Genomic DNA, 21,101 nt, shown 5'->3' on the forward strand with positions numbered 1-21,101 from the left:
GATTTCCTAATATTTCAACTTATCATTTCGACAATTCCAGAAATAACGCAAGGTAAAACACTATGTCCTTTTCCAGTGATGCAATCGCTCAAGCAGCCAACATGTTTGTGTTTCTGGCGGTCGAGCTAACCCTACTGTTTGTTGTCATTAGCTATGCTGTTGGCGTACTGCAGCATTATATTCCGGCACAGAAAATTCAGTCGATTTTGAGTAGTCAAAATGGTCGCGGCTACATTACTGCGGCCTTGTTGGGTGCCATCACACCATTTTGTTCCTGTTCGACGATCCCATTTCTCAAGGGGTTGCTAAGAGCACGAGCAGGATTTGGCACCATGATGGTGTTTTTGTTTGCCAGCCCCTTACTCAACCCCATCATAATCGGTTTGTTTGCTATCACTTTCGGCATCAAAGTAGCGGTGTTCTATTTTGTCGTCGCGATGGGAGTGTCCGTCATTGGCGGTTACCTGCTTGAAAAACTTGGCTTTGAGTCAGCAATTAAGCCGGAAGCTCTGGAGGCCCCGAAACCTTCCTGTTGCACCACTTCTTGCTGCGGAAAAGCCAAACCGGAGAGTAAATGGCTGTCGATTTGGCGTTCTACTTGGAGTGATTTCAAATCGGTATTGCCCTACCTATTAGGTGGTATCGCCATCGGTTCGGTGATCTACGGATTCGTTCCCACCGAATTGATTGCTCGATTTGCCAGCGACAACAACCCCTTGGCCATTCCAGTCGCAGCGGTCATTGGCATTCCTTTGTATGTTCGTGCCGAGGCAGTGATTCCACTGAGCGCTGCGCTGGCAGCTAAGGGCATGGGCCTTGGCGCAATAATGGCTTTGATCATCGGCAGTGCTGGAGCCAGTTTAACTGAAGTGATTCTGCTCAAGTCACTGTTCCGTAACCGACTGATTGCCGCATTCTTGCTGGTCATCATTGGTATGGCGATACTCGCTGGTTTTACTTACCACTGGCTATTTTAATCGCCGGAATAATCTGTTTTTTTGATGATGTCGAATACTGGTTAGTAAGAAACATCTTTGGTGCAGTAAACCTTCTCCAGTTTTGCTGTACCAAAACAGCTCAAACCCTCTTGTAATACCGAGTATGGCAGTTCAAGGCCGGGTTTTCCGTCAACTAATAGCCGCTGTTCTTCAGCCCCGCGATATACACTGACAGTTCCCCCTCCGATAACTTTCCATTCAGAGGAATACTCATTAGCATTGGCGCATACGCGAACTTGGCATGACTGATAGTGCTCTGCTTGCTCTGTTAGCACCAAGCATTGCTCGGTGCCTTCGCCACACCCAGCCACACAAGCACTCGACCAGCTGAAGGTAATAATTGCTGTTAGTTGACTAATATGCCGACCAAGTTTCAAAGCCATGATAACTCCCCCTAAAACACCAACTTATAGTAACGAAAAAGCTATTTCACCGGCAATCTAGCGATAGACCGCACTGGTCGAATCAGATTGTATTCTGTGCCAAGCCCGAACACATCAAGCTTTCAGTGGTTGTCATTTATCTGCCACACCATTGTCATCTGCCGTTCATGCCATCGTCACATCTATTTCAAACAATGCGCTCTGACTTGACCAAACAAGATTCAAGGGATTAGGGATAGAACAATGCAATTTAAAAAGAATTTGATTTTAGTAGGGGTACTCTCGGCGCTGGCGCTAACTGGCTGTGATGGTGATGATGGCAAAGATGGCATCAACGGCACCAATGGTGTTGACGGCGCTCCGGGTATGGGTGGTACAAACGGCCAAGATGGGATTGACGGAAATGACGGCCAAGACGCTAGCATGGGCGTCGACTTGACCGCAGTTGGTCGTATCGTGTTAAACCAAGGTGCCGCTGATGCCGGTGACTTGGCTGCCGCTGAAATCGTTCAGTATCACGCCGCCACGCAAACTATATATGCTGTTAACAGCTCGGAAGATTCAGTGGCGATGATCGACATTTCTGATCTAACCTCAACGGCTTTGAGCGCACCGCTAACTGACAACACCTTGTCTGCAACGTCAATGGATTTGCCTGCTGAAGCCGGCGGAGTAGCACTCGGTGGCGCCAACAGCATTGCTATGCATGGCGACTTAATGGCGGTAGCGATTGAAGCCGACTCGCAAGCTGACAACGGTTTTATTGTTTTTTACAACGGCCTAAATGCCGGCGTACCGGCATTTGTTAGCGCTGTTGAAGTTGGTAATCTGCCAGATATGGTGACCTTCACACCAGACGGCAGCAAGGTAATCGTTGCCAACGAAGGTGAGCCAAGTGACGACTACACCAACGACCCTGAAGGTTCGATTGCGATTATTGCAATCACTGACGGTGCCCCAGCTGCGACTGCCACCATCCTTGATTTCAAAGCCTACAACGGTATGCAGGCGGACCTAGAAGCGATGGGAATGCACTTTCCAAATCCAACCGGCCGCACCATTAATGGCGTCACGATTAACACCACAGTGGCACAAGATTTAGAGCCAGAATACATCACCACATCAGACACCATGGCCTATGTCACGTTGCAAGAAAACAATGGCTTGGCAATTGTCGATTTAACGGACAACAGTGTTGAAATTCGCGGCTTGGGCTTCAAAGACTGGAGTGATTTGTACATTGACGGTACCGAAGATGGCGAAGTGAGCTTCGGCAAATACCCGGGTCTGTATGGCGTTTACATGCCTGACACCATTTCCTCATTCAGCTGGAATGGCGCCATGTTCCTCGTCACAGCTAATGAAGGTGATGCTCGCGAGTACATCTTTGATGCTGATGACGAAGCAAGTTGTTTAGCTGCTGGCGGCATGGAGTTTGACGACGGTGATTGCCTTGCTTTCACTGAAGAAAGCAAAGTGAAAAAGCTCGATGCCGAACCGGGCAGTGAGCTTGAAACACTGCAAGCAATGGGCGTGATCGAAGATCTGAAAGTGACCAATGCTTTAGGTGATGCCGATGGCGATGGTGAATACGATGCTGCCTACACCTATGGGGCTCGCTCATTCACTATCTGGGATCAAAATGGCATGGTGGTGTTTGATTCAGGCGATGACATGGAGCGTATTACCGCAGCGGTTCATGGCGCAGCGTTTAACAACACCGACGATGAAAACGCCAATGACGATCGCTCAGAAAACAAAGGCCCAGAGCCAGAAGCGCTGACTGTCGGCACCTTAAACAATCGCACCTATGCTTTCGTTGGCTTGGAGCGCACCGGTGGGGTAATGGTTTACGATGTCACCAACCCGTACAACGCGTTCTTCGTCAACTACGTCAATAACCGTGACTTCACCGAAGGCTTCAATATTGACGACAACGCCGAGCAAATGGGTGACTTGGCACCGGAGAGTTTAGTCTTCGTTGAGCAAGCAGATAGCCCAACAGGCAACGCATTACTGCTTGTGGGTAACGAAGTCAGTGGCTCGCTGACCGTTTGGCAAGTGACGCCAAACTAAGTTATTGCCCTCAACAAATATGCAAAAGGCCTCCAATTGGAGGCCTTTTTGTTAGCAGAACTTGTCGTTAAAGTGTTGTCACCACATCGTCTAAATCAAGACGCGCCTTTGGCAAGCCGTGGTTATAGTCTTCCGACTCCAAGTGATAGCCCATTGCCAATGCCACTTCACACACATGGCCATCGAGCTCTTGGTTAAATTCCTTACCGATTAACTCTGGGTCAACGCCTTCCATCGGCGTTGAGTCAATACCCAAGCGCGCTAGGACATGCAGTAAGTTACCTAAGGCAATGTAGACCTGAGCTTTGGTCCAACTGCCATTAAAACCTGTTTCATCGGTATTGGCTTCAGCAAACGCATAAGCGCCCATCATCTGTTCATACATTTCTTTTGGTAAGTGACCAGAGGCAACTTCAGCATCAACACGTTTGGCATATTTTTCCTTGGTGAACTTAGGATCATAAGCCAACAAAACGGTATGCGATGCGGCTTTGGCATGAGGCTGATTAAACTGGTGCATGTTGGCAAAAGTATCGTGAAAGCGCTGTTTTGCCGCGTCAGACTCAACCACGATGAATTTCCAAGGCTGCGAATTAATCGACGAAGCCGACATCCGTAATGCTTCTTTAATCACCTTCATATCTTCAGCCGAGATACGCTTACTTGGATCGTACTTCTTGGCGGTATAGCGGGCGTTCAAATCTCGGATAATTGGGTGAGTCATGATGATTCCTCAAATTGTCAGGCATACGGAGCGATGAATGTAGGTAAATTTAGTCCTGAATCAGCGCGACAACAATCGAGCAACCAACAGAAATACTTTCAACAAAAAATTGATAATTTTAATTGGAGGAGACTTCTAGATATCAATGTGTTGAATAACGAGTACTGCGACAGGATCGTTTGAATTCCCACCAAGCTGACGGCATACAAACGCCGCCAGCTCAGAAACAACAAGGATCTAAAACTCAATCACCTGGGTTAATGGCGCAGCGGCACCGAGTTTAGCACTGCGCTCAGACGGCAGCGCATTGGCAACAAACAACTGGTACTTGCCCTGCAATGGCACTGACTTGCCGTTACCATCGACTCGAGTCAGTGCTGATTTGGCAATCACAAACTCATGCTGAACCCGTTGCCCTGCGGCAACATCAAGACGCTTAAAGGCTTTCAATTCAAACAAGGCTTCCTGCGCTTTCGGGTCAACCGGCGCCAAGTACAGCTGAGCAACATCACTACCATCTCGCTGACTACTATTTCGCAACTCGAAACTTACTCGGTAAGCACTATCATCTTGTTCAATGGCCAAATTGCGATATTCAAACGCGGAATACGACAAACCAAAGCCAAATGGGAACAGCGGCTCCTTGGTCATGAATTTGTAGGTGCGGCCTTGCATCCGGTAATCATCGTATGGAGGCAACTGAGCCACCGACTTCGGAAATGTCAGCGGCAGATGCCCCGACGGATTAGCATCACCAAACAACACATCGGCCACCGCATTACCGCCTTGCTCGCCGGGGTACCAAACTTGGACAATGGCATCGGCTAAATCATACAGCTCGCCCAACGCGACAGGGCTGCCACTAGCCACTACCAGCACCAACGGCCCCTTTTTGTTGTCAGCCAGCTGTTTGACGTAGTTGATTTGGTTTTGCGGTAACTGCAAATCAATCCGATCACCTTTGTGGGCAGAAGCAATGGCATCGACTTCTTCACCTTCCATATCGGCAGAGATGCCAACAACAGCAATGACCGCATCGGCGGTTTTGGCAACAAAAGGCGCCCAGTTTTTCGGGTTCTTGTTGTCATTAAACGGCAGAGCTCCCATGCGATAGTTCAATGCAGAGCCCATGGATACCTTGTTGGCAATACCTTCTAAAATAGTCACCATGTTGCCGGAGATACCGTAGTAATTGGCCATCAACACATCGCTGGAGGCCGCAAATGGCCCTGTGACATAAGGCACTTTGATATCTTTGGCGAGCGGTAAAACATGATTGTTATTTTTCAGCAGCACGATAGACTTAGCCGCCACTTCTTTAGCCAAAGCCACGTGTTCCGGCGAGTTAATCACATCAGCAGGGATTTGGTTATACGGGTTTGATTCTGCGGTATCGAACAAGCCCAGCTTAAAGCGCAGGCGATACAACTCCTGCAACCGCTCGTCAATGGTGTTCTCTAATACCAAACCTTGCTCAACAGCTTGTTTTAACGCGGCATTATAAGTAAAACCACAGTTCAAACTGACACCACCATTGAGTGCGGCAGCTGCGGCCTGCTCTGGGGTTTTAACCGCCTTGTGACCATGATGGATGTCATACAGCGCTCCGCAATCAGACACCACATAACCATCAAACTGCCACTGCTGTTTGAGTAGCTCATTGAGCAATAGATCAGAGCTACAAGCAGGCTCGCCATAGACCGCGTTATAAGCGCACATGACTCCTGCCACCTTCGATTCAGTGACCAAATGGGCAAAGGCAGGCAAGTAGGTTTCGTGCAAATCTTTTGCCGTCGGCTTGGCATCAAAAGAGTGACGCAACGCCTCTGGGCCAGAATGAACACCAAAGTGTTTGGCGGCGGCAGTCGCTTTCAGATACCTTGGGTCATCTCCTTGAATCCCGCGGACAAACGCATCGGCCATCAGTGACGTCAATAAAGGCGACTCGCCAAAGGTCTCCTGCCCTCTTCCCCAACGCGGATCACGAAAGATATTCACGTTGGGACTCCAGAAGGTCAGTCCGGTGTATTTTTCCCGGTTCCCCATAGCCTGAGAGATGTTGAACTTGGCCCGCGCTTCGGTGGAGATGGCATCGGCCATCCGAAACGACAGCTCAGGATCAAAGGTTGCAGCCAAGCCTATGATCTGCGGAAACACCGTAGCTATGCCGTTTCTCGCAACACCATGTAAGGCTTCATTCCACCAGTTGTACTTAACGATTCCAAGACGCTCAATGGCAGGGCTCTCGTCCGATAACTGGCTGATCTTTTCATCCAGTGTCATGGCATCAATTAACGCCGCGCTGCGCTGTTCGAAGCTTAATGATTGGTCACGCCAAGCATCTTCTTGAGCGACTACGGGATTAGCGAGAGCCATCAGCGTAAAGCCTGAAACAGCAGCGACACAAACGGGCACGAGACGCTGGCTGATTTTCTGGCTTAAATTGGAAACAACACTCATCGATTACAACTCCCTCTAGCTAAGCTTGTTCGCGCCAGTATTTTCTTGCTGATGAATGGTCACCGGCCAGCCATCGAATTGATTGCTGGCTTTGCCATCAGTGGCATCAACCATGAACTTATAGGCTTCGAGGGTGTAGGTTTTGGCGTCAGTGTCAATCGACACGAAACCAAAACCACTGCTGCGTTCGTGGGCTCGGACATAACGATTGCGCGCTTCGCTCACCACAGGGTTACCCACGGCGTAGACGTAGTTTTTGTTGCCAAAACTGTCGAGGTACTCACCGGTGTTGGCTAAACCATGTTGCGGCCGATTTTGATTGTTGAGGCCAACACTATCGGGCAACCACCAACGCTGCCAACCAACAGCAATAGCTGGTGTACAGAACGCCCAGTTACTATCGCGCTGCTGGTTGACGCCATATTGCGACAGGCTCGGCAAGTGGGTATCGCCACATAAATGCAGTGCTTTTGATGCTTTGATCGCTTCAATGGCCCGATTGCGCGCCGATGCTGGCCAACCATTGCTATCGAAATCGTACTTGAGGTAGTAATCGGCTTTCCATTGGTGCGTTGCTAGGCTGGCAAAGATGGTTTGGCTAAGTAGCACTTTCATCTTATGGCCGCGCCAATCCTCGCTCCACTGCTGTAAAAACTGCTCTTGGCGGTCGCCAAGCAACGACAGCGAAGGATCGTCAAATGCCGGATTAAAATGGTTTGGCTGTTCATCGTTACCCGAAGTACCGACGATAATATCCAGATGCTCCGGACCGCTTTTCCATTGTCGATCGGCAACAATGGCAAAGCTGACATCACCGTAAATCATTTCACCATAGTAAACGCTCATGCCACGTTTAGCTGGCGTCGGATCATGCGGCTGCATGTGGTGCGCAGTATGGGTTCGATGCACCGCATTAACCATACGCACCGGCTCAATGTAACCGCCGGTTTTATCCACCGTATCCTCGGCAATGGCTCGCTCAGGCATTGGCGAACCGCCCTCGCCCCACAAGTTGCCTTGCAAGACATCGTGATCATCTGGCAAACATACAGTTGGCTGGTTGCGCATGGCGTCGCCAAAGGCCCAGCCAAACTGATAGAACTTACGCAAGTAGTTAAGAATGGCAGGGGCAGCTGGAGCCCGAACCACACCGAAGCCGCCATGGGATTCATAGAGTTGGTCGCCAGAGAAGAACACCAGATCTGGGTCCATCTTGACGACGTTGTTAGCGACTGGCTCATATGGAAAAGCGTAGTCATTTTGGCAAGTCAGACCGGCCATTCTAAGGGGGCGACCGACAGGATTAGCCTTGATCACGCCCTCATAAATATCGGGTAACTCAGAGCCATCAACAAGCTGCTCGCGATAAACCACTCGGTATGGCGTTTGTTGCTTTTCATTCCAATTATTGATGCGGAACGTTGCGGTCCACGCATCTGGGTCGAGCGTTGCGGTGCCAACCGATTGCCACTGACCATCCTGTTGAACTTGCAATTCAACTTGGTGATTGTCTTGTTCCCCCATCGGACCGGTCAAGGCACTAAGGCTCATGACAAAGCCCTGCTCTGAGCGCGAGTCGCTCAGGGTATACATGGTCCAGAGAATTGGACCAAATTTTTGCTCTGGTTTGTTATTGAATGCCGCACCAGACAAATGCCAATCACTAAAGCGATAGCGCCCTTCTGAGGTCTTGGCATCATCTCCATACTCAACCACAGGAATGGTGAAATTGCTCACCACCGCAACATTACCAACAATATCTTCAGCTGCCAGTAAATGCTCTAACTCGCCAATCAACTCATTGCTGCTAACTAAACGAACTTGCAACTTAAGCGCTGAGCTACCAACCTGTGGCGTGCCAGTTAGGGTCAACTCAACGGCTTGATCGGCGATCGCTTGGTTGAGCTTGCCGCGCTTATTGCCGATCACTAATTCGTCGCCAACCACACCAGCATCAACACCATTTTGCGCAAAGACGTTGCTGCGGTATTCGTTGAGTTCGCTACGGACACCGATGCGGATGCTGGCGCCACCGTCATTACTACCAACATCAAGCTGTTGCAGACGAGTGGTAATGGTGAAGCGCTGTTTTGGATCAACCAGCTGGTGAGTCAGCAAATGAACTGAGCGATTGCCACCGTTGTCGATGCACTCCGCACCGCCGTCAATCAAGCGCCAATCTTCCATTGGATTGGCCCAGTACTCGCCCCCCAACCACACTCGATTATGGCGCTGACGCCAACCATCGACCACGGTTTGAGCCAGTGGTGCACCATCAGTTGTGTCATTGCTAACGGCGCCGTTGTTAAAGGCATTGTTGTTAAGGGCTGAGCCACGACTGATACAGCCTGCGGTTGTTGTCGCCACCCCAGCGGCCAAAATTTTCAATGCGTCTCGACGGGAAAATTGCTTTGTCATGGGAATCCTTATTCTTTCAATTGCGCGGGACGGTTATCGCGGCGGTGGTAGCGACGTTGATACATATCGCCGTGAAGTTCTTTGGCAGCTTTGATCATGGCTTCATAGGGCACGTCAGCAACGGTGACAAAACCGACGTTGTAGTTTTCACCATCGTAAGCGCGGCCGGTCAGCGGTGAGTCCATGTATTGGAACCAATGAGCGCCAACAAAGTAGTCGTTGTCGAATACCGAGTTCATATAGTCTTGGTACATGCGTGCTCGGTCAGTTTGATTAGCGGCGTAAACAAGGCCTGGGTGATAGTAACCAGAGTCCACTGCGCCAAAGTGGAACTCACCGATCATGATGGGTTTGTCGAGCGCTGGTAAAAATGACCATTTGCCCTCAGTCACGCCTTGCTTGTAGTTGTTAAAACTCACCACATCAGAATATTTAGCTGACGCTGCAACCACTTCTTTTGGCATGCCCCAATCAGCAAAACGAACACCAAAGTACATGTGATTAGGCAGGTGCTGTTTCAGCGCAGCGCGAACAATGCGGAAATACTGCTCGGCATAAGTGGTCAGCAACAAACTGTAATCTGCTTCGCGTTCAGCAGACAATTGGCTGTCAAAATCACCTTGGTCAAACGCTTGCCATGAATCAAAGTCGGTTGCCCAAACGGCGTTGAGCTTATCAATATCTGCATATTTGGCTTTCATAACCCGAGTAAATTCAGCTTTGGTTGGCACCTCAGCACCAGATCGAGTCAAGGTGTTGATCACGATCCCTAGCTCGGTCTGACGTGAGTTCGCCCGCCCCCAACTTTTTTCGTTATCAATGAAGACGCCGACACACCAAGGCGAACCTTGAGTTTCATCGGCAATGGTTTTCAGGGTGACATCGGCTCGACGAGCAAATTCTGGGTCAAATACATCAGGCAGCGGACGCCAAAAATCAGAGCCGCTGGACACGGTTTTAAAGTCGCCGATAATCCAACCATTGGCAAAGTACGGCACTTTGGTGGTGTCATAAAACATCGGATCGGTCCAGTTGCCGAGCGAGGTAAAGCCCCAGTTCAACATCCGATCAATGGTGACTTGTTTCCAATCCTGCAGAAATGAGTTCGGTGAGCTTTCGCCGTATTTACGCTCTAGATTGGCACTATAGAAGCTATAAACTTCGCCGCTTTTGATGGGCCCGGAGTGGACATCCTTGCGATAGCCGAAGTGATTGCCAAGTGGCTCATCGTAACTCGCTGGTAGCCATTCAAACATGTTGGCGCGAGTTGGCGACATTAGGGTACGGGTTTTCTGCGCCGCTTGATTAACCGGGTTCAGCCCTTGCGAATCTTCTGGCGTGACATCTTCGCTATCGCGGCTTTGCAGCGCCTTCTCATCGAAACCGTAACCTGTCATGGTGGTGGAGTTGGCCAAACGAATAATGTCAACGCCGGTCGCCAAATAGAGGTAACCTTCAGGGTCAACCAACCACCATTTACCATCGACTTTTTCAGTCCGGAAATACCCTGTTGCCTGCAACTTCGGGCCGGCTTTCCAACCGCTGAATTTGGAGCGTTCAGCCATCAGAGCGCCATTATTCAGAGCTCGTAGTTCAGCATCCTTTTTGGCAATTAACTCAGCTTCCGAATTCACTTTCTCGGCAAACTCAGCGTTGGGGTTTTGGCCAAACTTATCGACAATGCCAACTAGGAAATCAGTATCCATCGGAGGGTTCGCTTCTAAGCGAATGTTATCGAGGGTGATTTCTGTATCGTGAAGGTTGTATTCGGTGCGCAATACGATGCGGCGAATGGCCGATAAATCGAGATTCTTGGTGCCCCACATCCATACCATTTGAGTATCGTCGCTTTGCCAAGTCTCAGGGTTGGAGCGCAGGCCAGAGCTTAAATTGAGCTCAATGGATTGATCTTCGTTGCTACTGGCAGAACCAATATCGTGACCATCCATTTTGCTGTAATACGACTGGCTGCCACCAACCGGAATATTGATGGCGCGGGTATACGACTGGCCCTGACTATCTTCAATGCTGACAAACAAAAAGGTTGAATAATCACCTTGATTGGCGATATCAAACACCAGACTGAAATCCTGATAGTCACTCCAGTCAAATGGCTGCTCTGGCACGATGGCAACGGCATTATGTTCATCGGTTTTCGACGAGAACTGCACCCGTAAACCATAGTCGCCCGATGTCACCATACCTTCATTGGATACAAAACTGGTTGTCGCATTGTGGAGTTGAACGGCATCAGGAATCACCTGCTGCTCAAAATCGAACAACTGGATAAGTGGTTGTGTTTGTTGGGATTGGAGTTCACCGTCAGAATTGTCGACAGATATTGACGGATCTGCTTTCTGGCAGCCAACCAGACATAACGCAGAACAGCCAATGAGCAAATTGGTGCTGACCCTAATGAGTTGCATGAAACGATCTCACTAATGATTGTTGGGATGGCGCAGTAGTCCGAATGAACCCATCGAACTTGCCGAGACGATTGCATTTAAAATATTTTTACAGACTGTTAATTGTCAACAATATTGATTTAATTATGTTAACTGGACCTTTTTTTCCCAACTCAATGGCCAAGGCTATTTTTACCGAATGAGATTGCAGGTGTACTTAGTTAGCGATGTCGGTATTTATCTAGAATTGTTTGATATAACGTTGAATTTTCGGGTTGCTGTAACAGGCGGTCAAGCAAGTCGCGGCGCTGATTTGAGACTTCCACCGCTGGGCTAAATGCGGTGTAGAACGGATTTTCAGTCAAACAGCCGACCTGATTCATGTTGTTTTGATCTGATTCTTTGAGATTGAATGCCACGACGTTGGAGTCTTCCACTAGCAAATCGATTCGACTGAGGCGCAACATGTCCGCCAGCGATTGTAAGGAGGCCTCATGAGCCAGAGTGACAATGTTGGCAGTGTTGTGGTTTGCTTTGATGTAGCTATCGAGTGGCTCGCCGTAGCCATAGTCTTGAATTACCCCTAATCGAGTATCGGCTAGATCAAGAATAGTGTTATAGCTAAATTGGCTTTCCGCTTGAGCAAAGAAACACATTTGGTAGTGGCCAGATTCATAACGGGTAAACAAAAAGCTCGGCGCTTCTTCAGGCACAGCGGTTAGCAGGCCATCATACTTTCCTTTTTCCGCCATTCGAATCGCTCTGGTCCAAGGCAGAATGGTCACTTCAAGATCGATATTGGCAGAAGCCAGTAATGCGCCAATATACTCCACCGATATACCAGGGTACTCTTCGTCGTCACAAATATAGGGGCACCAATGGGCTGCAGCTAAATGCCATTTGGCATTAGCAGAGGTATCGGCAAATGCGTTTGCACTCCAACAGTTAATCAGCAGCAACCAACTAGCGATCATAACCTTCAACAGCACACCTCTTGTCAACGAACTCTTGTTGCCGATAAACAGCATAATCGGAAAAATATCGGCTATAAATACTGAGACAGCCCCATGAGTAGATCATTCCCTTATCACTTATGTTATCAGACTTAGGTTGAACTACAGCTGACAGACGTTAATGCCGAAACAGCACGATCAGAGTTCGCTTCCTTTTATTTGGTTGGTTTATAACCAAGGTTGCCGCGCCAAACGTTCGACAAACCAATCCAACGCATTGCCATATTGTTCTTTGCGCCAAGCCATTAGCAGTTGTTGGGCCGGTCGGTGGAACGCACATGGTTTAATCACCAGTTGCTCACTTGCGACCAGCGCTGCAGCAAGATGCCTTGGCACAAAACCAACGCCAAGACCAAGTCGTTGTGCTTCAATTTTAGATTCCATTGAGTTGACTCGAATCACTTGCTTGGCTTCAAACAAACCGCTGTCTCGCACCGGCAGGCGCAGTGAGGTATCGGCAACCACCACTGCCGGAAATTGACGCAATTGCTCCAGCTCAATAGCACCAGCCTGTGTTGCCAGCGGATGTTCAGGCGCAACCACAAAATCGAATTCCAACAAACCAATCACTTTAGTGTTGAATAGTCCCTTGGGCAGCTCTCCAGAAGCACCGATGACAATATCAGCACGTTGGCTGTGTAGCGCATCCCAGCCGCCGCCTAACACCTCAACCCCTAAACTGATATTGACCGGATGCTGGAACTGAAGAAATTCGTCAACCACAGCCAATAAAGGCCCTTCAGGGATCACCGTGTCGCGGGCAATTCGAAGCTCGCTTTCCCAACCCGATTCCAGTTGTTTGACCGAGTCAACCATGCGCTGTGTGGCGAGCAAAATATCGCGCCCTTGCTCCAATACCAATTTACCAGCAGGCGTCAATTGTGCTCGCTGTCCCGAACGATCAAATAACAAGGTGCCTAAATCATCTTCAAGTTTTCTGATGGTGTAAGTCAGTGCCGATGGCACTTTGTAAAGCGCAGCCGCTGCGGCAGCAAAACTGCCATGTTGTTCAATCGCATCCAAAGCCTTCAATGACTCGATGGAGATACCTGAAAACACTGCTGACCCCACATTCAAAAAAATTGAACAATAACTTCAACATGTTCCGATTTTTTAATCAATAGAGCTCACCTAAAATTCTCTACATCGTTTGAACGCAAGGTTTCGAACGGCAACTGAAAGATATTAAATATTTTGAGGAAACAGTTATGAAAACGCTCATTCAAACACTAGCTTCATCCAATGCAGGTCTTGCCCCTCTGGCGTTAAGAATTCCTGTCGGCATTATTTTCGCGGCTCATGGTAGCCAAAAGTTATTTGGTTGGTTTGGTGGTTATGGTCTTGAAGGTACCGGCCAGTGGATGGATTCCATCGGTCTAAGTCCTGGCTACCTGATGGCACTGCTGGCCGGTGGCGCAGAGTTCTTCGCAGGGCTATTTATCCTGTTCGGTTTGCTGACTCGTCCTTCTGCTTTGGTATTGGCTGTAACCATGATTGTTGCCATTTTCTCAGTACACATCGGCAATGGCTTATTCATGGCAAATAATGGCTACGAATTTGGTCTTGCCCTACTTGCAGCGAGCGCTTCATTGCTGCTGTCAGGTTCAGGCCGCTTCGCTATTGATCAAACCATTGCCAAGCGTTTGGCGTAACGGTTCACAGCAACTGGAGATAGTTACCATGATTGCCATAAGACGCAGTGAGCAACGCGGCGAGGCCAACTTCGGCTGGCTTGACAGCAAACACACCTTTTCTTTTGGTCACTACTACGATGCCGATCAGATGGGCTTCTCAGCATTGCGAGTAATTAATGATGACGTCGTCCAGCCTGGAGCAGGGTTTGACACCCATGGCCACCGCAACATGGAAATTATTAGCTATGTGTTGTCAGGCGAGATCGAGCATAAAGATAGCGAAGGCAACATCCAACGCCTGCCAACTGGCGAGTTCCAACTGATGTCAGCTGGCCGCGGGATTTATCATAGTGAGTACAACCCGTCAGCCACCGAGCCATTGAAGTTTTTGCAAATTTGGATTGAACCCAATAGCAAGGATCAACCACCGAGCTATCAGCAAAAATCGTTTGGCCGCCAGTCTGGACTAACGACCATTGTCACCCCAAACGGCGACAACGGCACTTTGGCAATCAAACAAGATGCACTGTTGCACCAGCTGATCCTGCCCGCTGGCGAATCGCAACAGCTCAGTACCGGCAGCGGCAAACGTCTTTATATCCACCAAGTAGCTGGCGCACTCGCAGTTTTAGAGCAAACGTTAGTCGCTGGCGATGGCGCAAAAATCGAACAGCTCGACCAAGTGACTGTGACCAACAATGGTCAAGATGAGGCAACAGCCCTGATATTCGAACTACCCTAATGACATCAACAATTGGCCGATAGGCCGGGAGGCAACAGTGGGATTGTTAGTAGACGGCGTTTGGCATGACCAGTGGTACGACACCAAATCAAATAGCGGCCAATTCAAACGTGAGGCTGCGCAGCTAAGGAATTGGATCAGTAAAGATGGCTCTGCTGGTCCAACGGGAGACGGCGGCTTCAAAGCTGAATCTGGCCGTTACCACCTCTATGTATCATTGGCCTGCCCTTGGGCCCATCGAACACTGATATTCAGAGCCATTAAAGGACTACAGCAACATATCAGCGTGTCAGTCGTCAGCCCCGATATGTTGGACAACGGTTGGACCTTTGATACCACAAGCTATAGTAGCGGCGATCCATTGTTTGAGTCGCAGTTCTTGCACCAGATTTACACGCGCAACAAACCAACTTACACCGGCCGCGTCACCGTGCCTGTGCTTTGGGATAAGCAGCAAAACCGCATTGTCAGCAATGAGTCGTCAGAGATCATTCGGATGCTAAATAATGCCTTTGATGACATTACCGGCGATCAACAAGATTTCTACCCAGAGGAACTGCGCACGGAAATCGATCAGGTCAATGAATTCGTTTACGACAATATCAACAACGGCGTTTACAAAGCTGGCTTTGCTACGTCACAGCAAGCCTATTCAGAGGCCTACACCTCACTGTTTGATGCGTTGGATAAACTAGAAGCGCGCCTTGGTGCGAGCCGTTTTCTGGTCGGAGATAAGATCACCGAAGCTGACTGGCGATTATTCACCACCCTGATTCGATTTGATTCGGTTTACGTCGGCCATTTTAAGTGCAACAAACAAACCATTGAACAATATCAGAATTTATCGGCTTATTTGCGCGAGTTGTATCAATCCCCAGGCGTTGCCGAGACAGTCGATTTTTTCCACATCAAGCGTCACTACTACTTTAGCCACACCATGATCAATCCAACGCAGGTGGTGCCCGAAGGGCCGCAAATCGACTATCTCAGTGAGCATCGTCGAGCGCAGCAATTCAGAGAAGCTGAGTAAAAAAATTTAGAAAGGAAAATCGCTGATCTGCCATTTGCGATAAAGTGCCTCAAGCTGGCCATTACGGAGCATCATTGGTAATTGCTCATCAAAGATATTGGCCATCTTGCGGCCCTTGGCGGTATTGGTAAACGCTAAGTACAATTTTAAATCGAGTACCTTCTCCAGCTGGTACTCGTTGCTGTCAAACCCGGCAAGCATCAGTCGTTCGGCATGCCGACGAAAGTTCTTTTGCAACTCAATACCATCATCGAGCACCACATCGACACGACCGGACGCGAGCATCAACAGCGGCCCCAAATGGTCAATGGATTGTTCAAACTGCATCTCTAACGGCAGATAGGCATCATAATTGGCTCCGCGCACCCAAGCTGCAGGGGTTCCTTGCAACGTTGAAATGCCCTGCCAATTCAATCGCGCGGGGCTAAACAATGCGTAAATTTGCTGAGAACCATAATGCCATTGCGGGAAGATCATCTGGGTGGAGTCTCCGCGATGGTGTCCTAGCATGGCATCAGCATGACTCTTTTCAGTCATCAACTGCGCTCGCTTAAGCGGCACCACTTTGGCAATCACCTCAATGCCTCTGGGCTGATATATGGCACGAAGGATATCCCAGTACAAACCGCTGCCATCAGCATTGGTGAGATCAACGAGCTCCTCGCTGACAACGGTTAACTCAGAATCATTCGCTAACGCAGTTGTATCAACTAGGTATTCGGCGACGTTATCACCACTGATAAGTGAGGTAGGGGTTTCAACAAAACCGCCTCGAAATTGCCCTTCAACACTATCAACAGCAACAGCCATTGCCATTTTGCCCATAAGAACGGGGTTGGTATAAACAGTGGCTTGTACCGAGCCGTCTCGAATGTAGGGCAGGACATCTGCAACGCCATCATTGCCAAATAACAATACATCGGTTCGATTAATCGCCTTGAGCGCAGCGGCAGCTCCAATCACTTCAAAGTCATTGGCAGCAAATATCACATCAATGTCTGATTGTTGGCGAAACAACTGCAAAGTAGCGTTGTAGCCGCCTTCAGTGTTCCAGCGACCATTTGCTCGCGCCACCACCGGCATAGCGGCTTCACCAATGGCCTTCTCAAAACCAGCAACACGTTCAGTTGAATGATAGCCAGGTTCGCCCTCTAAGATGGCGACATTGCGCTTGGTTGCTGAGATCAGCGATGCGGCGTACTGCCCCAATTGGTAAGTACCTTTGCGTTGTACATAACCAACAACAGCATGAACTGGCGCTGCGTGCGACAAAGCATCGGAATTAACAATGACCACGACAATGCCTTGCGCTGTTGCTCGCTGAATCAAAGGGGCGGCGGCTTGCTCGTCATGAGTTGCTAGGATAATGGCATCGACCTGCTGCTCTATAACCGCTTGCAGCATATCCATTTGCTCAGCGGGTTTATCGGTCTGAGGGGCTAACTGAAAAACCTGATGTCCCTGTTCACCAGCCACTTCAGCGATCCCTTTCCATACATCAAGGTAAAAGTTGTACTCTATCGCTGGCGGCAGATAAGCAATCTTCAGCGTTTCAGATTTACTTGCGATGTGTTCGAAACTGGCTTGAGATTTAAGCGGCACGATATCGACATCATGGCCTAAAGCACGGCATAAACTTGATGGGGTAACTAACACCATAGTTAAGGCTGCGAGCCAGCCCCAACGACGAACCTTAGTTAGCATCACCCTACGTGCCCTTTCCATATCATGTCCATATCGCTACCTTGCTTTGACACCCTGATGAGTAAATATAGCAATAACAAATCAGAGGCTTAGTTACGCACGTCACAAGAGTCAGGCAGTGGTATGAAAAGAATGCTAACAAAGTGCTCGTTGAAGCCTGCGTTTCGGCCGTTGTAGACTCGAGCTTGAGTTGAGAAAAGAAGAATGAAGTCACCATGAAACGCATTGTCTTCACAATGATTTTGGCGCTGGTTGCGATCACCGCTTGTAGCAACACAGATTGGCGCACCGCCAGTCGAGAGCCAGCGGGTATCGCCCCAGACCCAATGATTGAAAAAAGCGCCGTGATCGAGGTATATGCTGCCGATGCGTTTAGCTGGCGTGGCTGGTTTGCGGTTCACACCTGGGTGGCGACAAAGCAAGACAATGACGACTTGTACACCGTTTACGAGGTGGTTGGCTGGCGCCTTAATCGAGGCCTACCTGCACTCTATTCTTATCAAACTGCAACGCCTGACCGCTATTGGTATGGTGCCAAGCCAGAAAAATTGCTGTCGATTAAGGGCGACAAAGCAGCAAAGCTGATCCCTCAAATCGAACAATCGGTTGCCCGCTACCCTTGGTCAAACCAATACACAGTTTTTCCTGGCCCAAACAGTAATACCTTTCCAGCTTGGCTTGCCATTCAACTGCCTGAATTAGAACTAGAATTGCCGTTCAGTGCCATTGGCAGTGGCTATGCCAGCGAAGATCTGTCAACCCAAGTGCCATACAAATAACTCAATAGCATCTCATTGCATCAGTTTTCATACGATATTACGGCGCAAAAAATGGCTGAAATGAAACTATTCGACCATAATTAAAACGCTTTGGTATCGATTAGTTTAATGCTCTAGACGCTCTCCGTAATGCCTTCGAAGTTTAGCTGTTTGTTTGGTCAAAGCGCCTAATTAATTGCCAGTTCACCACCTCAGCAAGCAGCAATTCTAACGTTCACATTTCCTCGCAGTAATACCATTTTTTACTGCCATGGCTTGTGTCGAATCGAAAGAAAAGGAAAGGCACATGGGACAGAATGACATTATTTTTTATTACCACTTATTGGTCATTGCCATCATTGCAGCAACCGCGATTGTCACCCTCGGCGGCATTTTAAAGATTGGCATTTTCAAGTCAGTACCCGACTCCTATAAAAAGTTATTAGTTGGCGCCTTATTAGTCGAATTAAGCGCCGCTTTTATCGGCATCTATAAAACGCTGCCTCAGCTTGAATTTAAAAAAGCTGAAAAGTATGCGATGGAAATAAAATATTCAGATCTCATCACTGGCTACATTGATCGCGTCTCAGACTATCAACGAAGCTGCTTTGATTCATTTCAAGAGCCCAATCGACTTGGTTCATTTTTCCGTTGCGAGGGGTATGTAAATACTTACACAGTGCTTTCAGAGTTAACTCGACAAGATGGCTTTCAAGACGCCTTACAGGTTTGGCTTAACAACCTAAACGCGGAAAAAAAATCATGCATTGATCATTATGATGCCGATCAAGATGTATTTAGTGAGTGTAAATCAGTGTTAGGCCGATACCACAGGAACAAGATTGCTTCTAAGGGGGTTGGCGAAGGCGAGTTATATGTCTCGGTTGACAACAATCATTACAACGGCGTCGCCAGCTATAATTTTCCGAAAGAAACAAGGCCGGTCATTTTACAAATAAGCGGTAAAAAAATTGGCGACGACCATATTTCATTTCGATTCAATCAAAGTGCCTCTGCCATTGAGTTTGAATCTCGCTACATTCCAAGAGAATCAGCATCATTTGAAGTCTGTTTAAAGCAAACAGACCGAGGCATATTCGAAGGCAAGATGATTATTAGCGACGGCTTTAAATGCGGAGAATCCGATATTGAAAGCTATCAGTCGATTGCCAATGTTTCAGTGCGAGAGATATTATAAATGGTACTCACACTCGCTCGTTTTGACCCAAAGTTCGACAAGCAGCTGTTACTTGATTATCAACGAACAAAATACCAAGTGTTCTATCACGAATACGGCTGGCACTCGCTAGCCGTTGACCAACACCATGGCATTGCCTTGTTAGATGACTATGACTTAAACAGTCAGTTCTTTTCGGTGGACATCGATGGTAATGCCGTCGGCTTTCTGCGTGGCACTGATACGGCTGTGGCCTTTCCTCACGCCTCGTTGTTTGCCCATCAGCAAGCGCAATTAGCACCGCTGCGATCTGCAAGTCTCAATGCCTTATGTGTCAACAGTGAGTATCGAGGCAAGCTCTATACCCTTGGTGATAAACAAATGAAACTCGGACGAGCATTACTGCAGTTCGCCAAAGATTATTATCAGGCTGAGCAGTTTGATCTATTGTTGTCTTCGACCAACGCTGAACTGGTCGTCAAAGTGTTCGTACCGGCAGGCTTCTCAGTACTCGAACAAGACATTAATCTCGCCGGTTCACCAACACCGATCACTAATCTCTGCCTAGCGCTATCCTCATCGGCAAAACAAACGTTTGCCACCTGCCAATAACTGACAGTGAACTGATAGACGCTCGAAAAAATATTTTTCACCGCGGCCTTGATTTCCATTTTTCTTGCCCGATATCTGTTTCAGCGGAGGCCTCCAAGAGGGTCCGCATTGCCAATAAGACATGGGTCTTTGGGCAACAACGAATATCGCTGGGCGTAATGCCAGCACCTTTTAATTGCTTGATTGAGGATAAGCAACAATGACTAATATTGATTTTTCACCCCTTTACCGTTCATTCATTGGTTTTGATCACTTGGCATCGTTGATGGATGCTGCTGCCAAAAACGGTAAACAAACCTCTTTCCCTCCCTATAACATCGAGTTACTAAGTGAGGACAATTACCGCATCACCATGGCCGTTGCAGGCTTTGTCGAAGAAGAGTTGGATATCGAATTTGCCAACAATCACTTAATCGTGACCGGTAAGAAAGCGGAGAAAGCTGAAGAAGCCAAATTCCTCTACCGCGGAATTGCTGAGCGCAACTTCCAGCGTAAATTTCAATTGGGCGAACATGTCAAAGTCATTGGTGCCAACCTCGAACACGGCATGTTGAACATTGAGCTGCAACGGGAAATTCCCGAAGCGCTAAAACCAAGGAAAATCGCCATTGGCAACAGCGCGCTGTTAGAAGCCACCAGCGCCGAGTAATGCCCACTGCGCCCTCCCCCTAGGGCGCAACCAGTTCCTTGAATTCTCCCTTTTCTGATTTGGCGGGCCTAGGCTCGCCCTTTTTGCTAATGTCCAACAACGCCTTAGTCCCTGCATTTAACGGGTCTACTGGCATTGACATTCGATAGCTAAAATCCTTGCTGAGCGAAATTTCGTGATCTCCATCACCGAGTTTCGATAACAGTGTCTACCTCACAACTTTTTATACATATGATGTTTGCATACATTCTTTGTTGTAATATCCTGCTAAACGTTTGATAACAACTTAGACACCTGAATTCGGTAACCTAGGCTTAC

Annotated in this window: 17 protein-coding genes; 9 read left to right on the forward strand and 8 right to left on the reverse strand. The window is 48.5% G+C overall.

Annotation, left to right across the window (positions count from 1 at the left end):
* The first annotated feature begins 62 nt into the window (after nucleotides 1-62).
* Nucleotides 63-977 (forward strand): permease, encoded by a 915-nt coding sequence (locus CBE68_RS05195; RefSeq protein WP_087505004.1) that lies wholly within the window; start codon nucleotides 63-65, stop codon nucleotides 975-977.
* A gap of 41 nt (nucleotides 978-1,018) precedes the next feature.
* On the opposite strand, the gene CBE68_RS05200 is transcribed toward CBE68_RS05195, so the two are convergent.
* On the reverse strand, nucleotides 1,019-1,381 hold the full coding sequence (locus tag CBE68_RS05200) for a hypothetical protein (RefSeq protein WP_087505005.1): 363 nt from the start codon (nucleotides 1,379-1,381) through the stop codon (nucleotides 1,019-1,021).
* Between the two features lie 243 nt (nucleotides 1,382-1,624).
* Between CBE68_RS05200 and CBE68_RS05205 the strand changes: the two genes are divergently transcribed.
* Nucleotides 1,625-3,457 (forward strand): choice-of-anchor I family protein, encoded by a 1,833-nt coding sequence (locus tag CBE68_RS05205; protein ID WP_087505006.1) that lies wholly within the window; start codon nucleotides 1,625-1,627, stop codon nucleotides 3,455-3,457.
* 67 nt (nucleotides 3,458-3,524) lie between these two features.
* Here the strand turns inward: CBE68_RS05205 and CBE68_RS05210 are convergent, their stop codons facing one another.
* From CBE68_RS05210 to CBE68_RS05235, 6 genes are all read right to left on the reverse strand, one after another.
* A complete protein-coding gene (locus CBE68_RS05210; RefSeq protein WP_087505007.1) occupies nucleotides 3,525-4,181 on the reverse strand; it encodes a nitroreductase family protein in 657 nt (218 codons plus the stop codon).
* 237 nt (nucleotides 4,182-4,418) lie between these two features.
* On the reverse strand, nucleotides 4,419-6,641 hold the full coding sequence (locus CBE68_RS05215; protein ID WP_087505008.1) for a glycoside hydrolase family 3 C-terminal domain-containing protein: 2,223 nt from the start codon (nucleotides 6,639-6,641) through the stop codon (nucleotides 4,419-4,421).
* Nucleotides 6,642-6,656: 15 nt separating this feature from the next.
* Nucleotides 6,657-9,059 (reverse strand): alkaline phosphatase D family protein, encoded by a 2,403-nt coding sequence (locus CBE68_RS05220; protein ID WP_087505009.1) that lies wholly within the window; start codon nucleotides 9,057-9,059, stop codon nucleotides 6,657-6,659.
* 8 nt (nucleotides 9,060-9,067) lie between these two features.
* On the reverse strand, nucleotides 9,068-11,485 hold the full coding sequence (locus CBE68_RS05225) for a beta-galactosidase (RefSeq protein ID WP_087505010.1): 2,418 nt from the start codon (nucleotides 11,483-11,485) through the stop codon (nucleotides 9,068-9,070).
* A 200-nt stretch (nucleotides 11,486-11,685) separates the two neighbouring features.
* Nucleotides 11,686-12,447: a substrate-binding periplasmic protein gene (locus CBE68_RS05230; RefSeq protein ID WP_158100498.1), complete on the reverse strand. Its 762-nt coding sequence runs from the start codon at nucleotides 12,445-12,447 to the stop codon at nucleotides 11,686-11,688.
* 198 nt (nucleotides 12,448-12,645) lie between these two features.
* Entirely contained in the window at nucleotides 12,646-13,536 is an 891-nt protein-coding gene (locus CBE68_RS05235) for a LysR family transcriptional regulator (protein WP_087505012.1), read from the reverse strand.
* Between the two features lie 149 nt (nucleotides 13,537-13,685).
* Between CBE68_RS05235 and CBE68_RS05240 the strand changes: the two genes are divergently transcribed.
* Genes CBE68_RS05240 through CBE68_RS05250 form a run of 3 tightly spaced genes read left to right on the forward strand, consistent with a single transcriptional unit; the run spans nucleotide 13,686 to nucleotide 15,883 of the window.
* The gene (locus CBE68_RS05240; protein ID WP_087505013.1) at nucleotides 13,686-14,129 is read left to right on the forward strand and encodes a DoxX family protein; all 444 of its coding nucleotides are present in this window, start codon (nucleotides 13,686-13,688) and stop codon (nucleotides 14,127-14,129) included.
* A 28-nt stretch (nucleotides 14,130-14,157) separates the two neighbouring features.
* Nucleotides 14,158-14,853 carry a pirin family protein gene (locus CBE68_RS05245; protein ID WP_087505014.1) on the forward strand — a complete coding sequence of 232 codons (696 nt, stop codon included), beginning with the start codon at nucleotides 14,158-14,160 and terminating at the stop codon, nucleotides 14,851-14,853.
* Between the two features lie 37 nt (nucleotides 14,854-14,890).
* Nucleotides 14,891-15,883 carry a glutathione S-transferase family protein gene (locus tag CBE68_RS05250; protein WP_087505015.1) on the forward strand — a complete coding sequence of 331 codons (993 nt, stop codon included), beginning with the start codon at nucleotides 14,891-14,893 and terminating at the stop codon, nucleotides 15,881-15,883.
* 6 nt (nucleotides 15,884-15,889) lie between these two features.
* Here the strand turns inward: CBE68_RS05250 and CBE68_RS05255 are convergent, their stop codons facing one another.
* The gene (locus CBE68_RS05255) at nucleotides 15,890-17,608 is read right to left on the reverse strand and encodes a substrate-binding domain-containing protein (RefSeq protein WP_087505016.1); all 1,719 of its coding nucleotides are present in this window, start codon (nucleotides 17,606-17,608) and stop codon (nucleotides 15,890-15,892) included.
* Between the two features lie 194 nt (nucleotides 17,609-17,802).
* On the opposite strand from CBE68_RS05255, the gene CBE68_RS05260 reads away from it, so the two are divergent.
* The 4 genes from CBE68_RS05260 (at nucleotide 17,803) to CBE68_RS05275 (ending at nucleotide 20,783) form a co-directional block, all read left to right on the forward strand.
* Nucleotides 17,803-18,366 (forward strand): DUF3750 domain-containing protein, encoded by a 564-nt coding sequence (locus tag CBE68_RS05260; RefSeq protein ID WP_087505017.1) that lies wholly within the window; start codon nucleotides 17,803-17,805, stop codon nucleotides 18,364-18,366.
* Between the two features lie 250 nt (nucleotides 18,367-18,616).
* Complete coding sequence (locus tag CBE68_RS05265) at nucleotides 18,617-19,543, forward strand: hypothetical protein (RefSeq protein ID WP_143824491.1); 927 nt, start codon at nucleotides 18,617-18,619, stop codon at nucleotides 19,541-19,543.
* Nucleotides 19,544-20,134 (forward strand): GNAT family protein, encoded by a 591-nt coding sequence (locus CBE68_RS05270; RefSeq protein WP_087505019.1) that lies wholly within the window; start codon nucleotides 19,544-19,546, stop codon nucleotides 20,132-20,134.
* 199 nt (nucleotides 20,135-20,333) lie between these two features.
* Entirely contained in the window at nucleotides 20,334-20,783 is a 450-nt protein-coding gene (locus CBE68_RS05275; protein ID WP_087505020.1) for an Hsp20 family protein, read from the forward strand.
* Nucleotides 20,784-21,101: the final 318 nt, after the last annotated feature.

Origin of the sequence: Neiella marina (assembly GCF_002165625.1) — a bacterium.
In the GTDB taxonomy this organism is placed as follows: Bacteria; Pseudomonadota; Gammaproteobacteria; order Enterobacterales; family Neiellaceae; genus Neiella; species Neiella marina.

Coding starts and splice junctions, on each gene's coding strand:
- CBE68_RS05195 (WP_087505004.1), top strand. CDS start 63: ATGTCCTTTTCCAGTGATGCAATCGCTCAAGCAGCCAACATGTTTGTG.
- CBE68_RS05200 (WP_087505005.1), bottom strand. CDS start 1,381: ATGGCTTTGAAACTTGGTCGGCATATTAGTCAACTAACAGCAATTATT.
- CBE68_RS05205 (WP_087505006.1), top strand. CDS start 1,625: ATGCAATTTAAAAAGAATTTGATTTTAGTAGGGGTACTCTCGGCGCTG.
- CBE68_RS05210 (WP_087505007.1), bottom strand. CDS start 4,181: ATGACTCACCCAATTATCCGAGATTTGAACGCCCGCTATACCGCCAAG.
- CBE68_RS05215 (WP_087505008.1), bottom strand. CDS start 6,641: ATGAGTGTTGTTTCCAATTTAAGCCAGAAAATCAGCCAGCGTCTCGTG.
- CBE68_RS05220 (WP_087505009.1), bottom strand. CDS start 9,059: ATGACAAAGCAATTTTCCCGTCGAGACGCATTGAAAATTTTGGCCGCT.
- CBE68_RS05225 (WP_087505010.1), bottom strand. CDS start 11,485: ATGCAACTCATTAGGGTCAGCACCAATTTGCTCATTGGCTGTTCTGCG.
- CBE68_RS05240 (WP_087505013.1), top strand. CDS start 13,686: ATGAAAACGCTCATTCAAACACTAGCTTCATCCAATGCAGGTCTTGCC.
- CBE68_RS05245 (WP_087505014.1), top strand. CDS start 14,158: ATGATTGCCATAAGACGCAGTGAGCAACGCGGCGAGGCCAACTTCGGC.
- CBE68_RS05255 (WP_087505016.1), bottom strand. CDS start 17,608: ATGGAAAGGGCACGTAGGGTGATGCTAACTAAGGTTCGTCGTTGGGGC.
- CBE68_RS05260 (WP_087505017.1), top strand. CDS start 17,803: ATGAAACGCATTGTCTTCACAATGATTTTGGCGCTGGTTGCGATCACC.
- CBE68_RS05265 (WP_143824491.1), top strand. CDS start 18,617: ATGGCTTGTGTCGAATCGAAAGAAAAGGAAAGGCACATGGGACAGAAT.
- CBE68_RS05270 (WP_087505019.1), top strand. CDS start 19,544: ATGGTACTCACACTCGCTCGTTTTGACCCAAAGTTCGACAAGCAGCTG.
- CBE68_RS05275 (WP_087505020.1), top strand. CDS start 20,334: ATGACTAATATTGATTTTTCACCCCTTTACCGTTCATTCATTGGTTTT.